The organism is Candidatus Seongchinamella marina, from assembly GCF_026262685.1.
Classification (GTDB): domain Bacteria; phylum Pseudomonadota; class Gammaproteobacteria; order Pseudomonadales; family Halieaceae; genus Halioglobus; species Halioglobus marinus.
In genome coordinates this window covers 1-4968 of sequence record NZ_SHNP01000016.1, presented here as the reverse complement: position 1 = coordinate 4968, position 4968 = coordinate 1, and the positions used below count along the sequence as shown (strand labels likewise).

Below are 4968 nucleotides of genomic sequence, written 5' to 3'. Positions count from 1 at the left end.
ATCCCGCACGCTGAACCAGCGAAAATTACACAACCTGCGATTTGCAGGCTAGACTGGAGAAGCAACTGGCAGAAAAGTGTCTCTTAAAAATCGGGCCCATTGGTCCCAAGTTGGCTGACGACGTACACCCAGGACTTCGATACCGTCCAAATATCTGCGATAGTCCCCTTTTTGCAAATCTGGGGCGTCTAATGAAGGTTGAATTTGATGGCCATAAACCAGTCGAATCCATCTCAGCCACGTTAGCTACAACTTGGTGTTCCGAGTAGTTACGGCATTTTCCAGAATGGCGTAACTGGTAAAGCAATATGAACGGCAGTAGAAGGATCGGGCTATAAAGTCTGATTGTCTTCGCCCTGCCAATTATGAGAGAGTATTCAGAGTAGAAATGTTGATTTGCCCTAGTGGATAGCATGCCCGAAAAATTCAAAGGGAGAGCTCGCTAGCACAAATTCCAGTGGACACACCTATTGGACTTTTGATTGGCTGATGTTTGGAAGAATTGCAGTGAGTGAGCCGTTGAAAAATGCCATACTAATCACCGCGTATAAGAACTTTGATCAATTAGTTGAATTGATTCGATGCTTCGATTTGGATGAGGATTTCAACATCTATATCCATATCGATAAGAGAAAAAGACCAGACAAAGTAGTCACGCAAAAAATCGAGTCTTTTAGCAATGTTAGGCTGGTGTCTTTCAAATACTCGGTAAATTGGGGTGGACTAAACTACCTAAAGTCCTATTTGCACTTGTCTTCTGAAGCTCTAAAAGATCAAAAAAATACCTACTTCCATCTCATCACTGCGCAAGATTTCCCTGCTTCTCCGATATCTGAGTTCAGAAAACTTTTAGACTGCTCTGAGCAAAAGGATTACATGATTAATCAGAGAATTCCCAATAAAAATTGGAAGGGTGGAGGTATGGAAAGAATTGAATACTTTCATTTCTATGACACTTTTGATGTGAAAGAAGGCGGCGAAAAGTGGATATCCAGACTAGTAAAAATTCAAAAATCAGTTCGCTTGAGAAGGGCTTTTCCAAAGAAAAACCCAGCTCTGTATGGTGGTAGCACCTATTGGACGTTAACTAGGCCGACATTACAATTTGTCGTCAACCAGGCTAATGGTGATAGTCGTCTCATACGCAGAATGAAGCACACGTTTTGCCCCGAAGAGATGTACTTCCAAACCGTAATAATGAATTCCAAATATGCTGCTAATGTTGAAAACAGTAATTTGAGATATATCGACTGGAGCTCTGGTAGAGGGGGGTATCCAGCTGTACTTGATTCACGTGACTTTGAAGAAATTGTTTCGTCAAAGAGTCTGTTTGCTCGGAAGCTAGATTCACCGACTTCAAATTCTCTCAAATTGATGTTGAAGGATAGATTGAATAAATAGTGTAAGGAGAGATTTCGTTCATTATGGAAAGAAAAAGCCTAAAAAAAATCGGCCTTAGCGTTGGTACAGATAAGATAAGGCATCATGGATACCACCGGTATTACACTACGTTTCTTGAACACCTTAGAGATATGGATTTTGCGATGCTGGAGATCGGAATTGAGAGGGGTGGCTCTCTGAAGATGTGGAGCGAATATTTCTCTAGAGCGGAGATATACGGAATTGACATAAATAAGGGATTTCAGCATCCACGAGGAATCGTTTTCAAAGGGGATCAGTCTGATTTGGATTTGTTGAATGAAGTGAACGAAAATATCGAGAAGGAAGTCCGATTTATCATTGATGATGGTAGCCACCATCCTGAGCATCAATTGAGAACATTCAATTATCTTTTTGGAAATATGCTTTCTAACGGCGGTATCTACATTCTGGAAGATACTGAAACTAGTTACTGGAGTGATGGGCGACTATATAAGAACAAGATTCGAAGAGGATTAAAGCATCCTGAATCCATAGTTGAGATCACCAAAAGTCTAATCAGCCTGGTCCGCGATAAGTGGTTGCCAGTGGAACGTTGCTTATAATGGATTGACCGAAAAGATAGCGTTAATCCCGCTTATACTTCTCTCCAACGCGCAGCGGCAGCAACGGTCGGCCCAGAAGGATTTGAACGGCAGCGGCCGACCGTCTTCGACCTGCCGATTATGAGGAGCAGGAACAGGCTCTACTTGATTTGGTAAGTTGATGAAAGCTAAGCAGTATTCAATTAGCTGTAGGACAGGGACGGCGAAACCGAACGTAGGCCGAACCTAGTCGGGTTCGGTTTTTAGATGCGCTGTCCGTAAGTCGAAGAGAATTAACTAAATTTCAGAGTGTTGGGCCTTTTTTGTAAGAGGGATTGGCGCCTCTCTCGCATCTGTCGATGAGACTAGCGCCGCTTTGGATTGCGCCACGTGAGCCACCATGATCCTGTCACCATGAATCCTAGAGAGAGCATTATGAGAAAGGGCATTGGTACTGCCGGCACCGGCGCGACAGACCGTGTTGCGTCTTGCGGATAAGCGTCGCTGTTGTCCGGTACACCGTCGTCATCACTGTCCGGGAATATCGAACTTGAGCTCGGTCCCCATAGCTTGAAAAACGCGCTCATCGTGGTCGGAGACCAATTAGAGCCATACGCCCCGTCGGCGTAGTCTGAAGTCGAGCTAAAATATCCGATGTTGTGGCTCTCGCTAGATATAGATCGGAAGGTGGTAAGAACCAGCGTGTAAGTCCCCGGATCGAGATTAACGGTCATCCAGGGTTGCTGATCATCCATAATCAGCGCGGCGTTACCTGACCCAAAAGATAGGTAGAATCCCCCGGCGCGGTCGTCGTTGCAGCCAAGCAGGTTCGAATTGGGGGCGTCCTTGTTAAAACTGCTGTACAGCGCGAGGAAAAAATCTTGGCTAGGGTAGTAGGCCGACCCCCAGTAGAGGTCCTCATCGACTGGTGTCACCCAAGGCACTAAGAAGCTGTAACTACCCGTTTCGGTTATGCCGATAGAAAACTGCTGATAGACATGGTGACCGTTCTCCATGTTGCAGTCGCTATCCTCGCCCAGCAGGTAGTCATCAGCTTCATTTGTCGTAGTGCTGCCGACTGTGAATTGCGGCAGATTTGAGACGGGAAACACCAACTCGCGCTCTAAGACCAAGGAGCCCGCTGGGTTAGTAGCGGGAGCAGCAAGGTAAACATCTAGATCGATGTCCGCATTATCGTCCGGATCTGGTGGCTCTAAGAAAGTGTCCGGCATAGTCCAATTTGCGGGAGGGTCGAAATCGATGTCTGATGCGCCGGTCACAGCAAGTGTCGCGTTATCACCAGAGATATCACTGTTATTGGTAGCAGTGCCGTTGAGCATCATCACGTTGCCTGCGTCCTGGTCGTCGATATTCCATCCGTTGCAATTCAGCAGCGTTACTGTGAGCGTTTCTCCTGGCATTAAAGCGTGATCATCACCAATTACGCCCGCTCCTTCACCAATGTTACAGTCAATAGTAAGGGTTTCCCGAGACGGGACTGTCTGTGCAAGCAACGGGTGCGCCATAGCGATGGCGAAAGCGGTTACTATCAGAGATACTGTCTTCATTATTGCGAATCCTCTCAGTTTATCGCGTTCTCGAGTGAGGCGGGCCTTACCAACCCAGCGTGATCGAACCGCATGTCGCCCAACTCCGCGAGTATGCTGGACTTCGCCGGGATCAGAAAACTGCGAAGTATAAGTGGGTTAGACGCTACCCATGACGCCAATTTAGGACAAACATCGGACTGCAGACAACCATTTAATGCGGTCCAGGATATAAACTAGTGTTAGCAATGAACCAAATGACCATAAAAAATCCATCAGCGCCGTGTCTTTTGCTAAAGAAACCTTTTTAAACGATAGTTGGCCCTGCCAGCCTCTTCCTTGAGCAGCATAATTCGTCACATTCCCTGTAATTGTTAGTAGTCGAAGAGACCTGCTTGAGGCGGAGCTCTAGGTTCTGGTAGCTGATTTGCTGACCGAAAAGATAGCGTTAATCCCGCTTATACTTGCGCGAGTAGTTTCTGCTATTCAGCCATCTGTAGCCAGCTTTCTGGCGTGTAGCCAAAAAATGATGTTAATGCCGAGTGCGGGCGCAAGGTATTGACGACAGTTTCAATTTCAATTTTACTCAGCTTTCCTATCTGCTCCTGGTTTTTGTTTTCTATGCCAGACGGTTGATAATCTTTTATCTTCAAAACCAGATTTTCGTCAGGCTGAATGGCTTTGCCGGTGGCCTTTTCGAATATTGTCTGCAGGGATTGCGGTAAATCACAGAACTGCTCATAGCTGCAAGCCGCGACTTTGTGGGCCGACGAATACTCTTTGAGGATACTACTGTGAAGGACCCAATTCAGGGCCTTCTTCTGTAAAGCATTCAGCCTGTCGGCCTCTTTTAACTGGTTTAAATCGGGAGTATTTCGAAAGAAGGTGCTGGAACAAAATGCAACCGGGTCTCGGTTATTCACAAGGCACGTCGTCTCACGGAATAGTGAGCGGAGTACCTCAATTCGCACCATGTTGGGAGGCGATTTTTCAACGATGATTTTTATACGGCCATCGCTGTTGATTTCCTGGTATCTATTCAGCCATGTAGACTTGATCGACTCTCCGTCAATCCTGGCATCCGCATTCCAGTTCCGCTGTATACCGGGTACCAATTCCTGACCTTCCCCGTTTCTTCTGAGCAACCCTATGTTTGGGCTGGTAGCCAGGTATTTGGCAATGGTAGTAGACCCCGTGTAGGGTGGAGTAAGAATGAACACGAAATGGGGCTCATCTTGACTATCGTATCGAGGCCGTGGCCATCGCTCAGTCTCCGTCTGTGGTGGTCGTTGCGTCCCATCTTCTCTATGTTTCATTTAGGTATCTATACTGTACGTCGTCAGCCAACTTGGGACCAATGGGCCCGATTTTTAAGAGACACTTTTCTGCCAGTTGCTTCTCCAGTCTAGCCTGCAAATCGCAGGTTGTGTAATTTTCGCTGGTTCAGCGTGCGGGAT

At 46.6% G+C, this 4968-nt stretch carries 4 protein-coding genes; 2 read left to right on the top strand and 2 right to left on the bottom strand.

Annotated features, from left to right (window positions below; translation table 11 throughout):
- The first annotated feature begins 507 nt into the window (after positions 1-507).
- Both EYC87_RS19375 and EYC87_RS19370 read left to right on the top strand, forming a co-directional pair.
- A complete protein-coding gene (locus tag EYC87_RS19375; RefSeq protein ID WP_279254351.1) occupies positions 508-1401 on the top strand; it encodes a beta-1,6-N-acetylglucosaminyltransferase in 894 nt (297 codons plus the stop codon).
- A 23-nt stretch (positions 1402-1424) separates the two neighbouring features.
- A complete protein-coding gene (locus tag EYC87_RS19370) occupies positions 1425-1985 on the top strand; it encodes a class I SAM-dependent methyltransferase (RefSeq protein ID WP_279254350.1) in 561 nt (186 codons plus the stop codon).
- A 344-nt stretch (positions 1986-2329) separates the two neighbouring features.
- Here the strand turns inward: EYC87_RS19370 and EYC87_RS19365 are convergent, their stop codons facing one another.
- Both EYC87_RS19365 and EYC87_RS19360 read right to left on the bottom strand, forming a co-directional pair.
- Entirely contained in the window at positions 2330-3532 is a 1203-nt protein-coding gene (locus EYC87_RS19365; protein WP_279254349.1) for a hypothetical protein, read from the bottom strand.
- Positions 3533-3993: 461 nt separating this feature from the next.
- Positions 3994-4731, bottom strand: coding sequence for a hypothetical protein (locus EYC87_RS19360; protein ID WP_279254348.1), 738 nt, complete (start codon positions 4729-4731; stop codon positions 3994-3996).
- Positions 4732-4968 lie beyond the last annotated feature (237 nt).

Coding starts and splice junctions, on each gene's coding strand:
- EYC87_RS19370 (WP_279254350.1), top strand. CDS start 1,425: ATGGAAAGAAAAAGCCTAAAAAAAATCGGCCTTAGCGTTGGTACAGAT.
- EYC87_RS19365 (WP_279254349.1), bottom strand. CDS start 3,532: ATGAAGACAGTATCTCTGATAGTAACCGCTTTCGCCATCGCTATGGCG.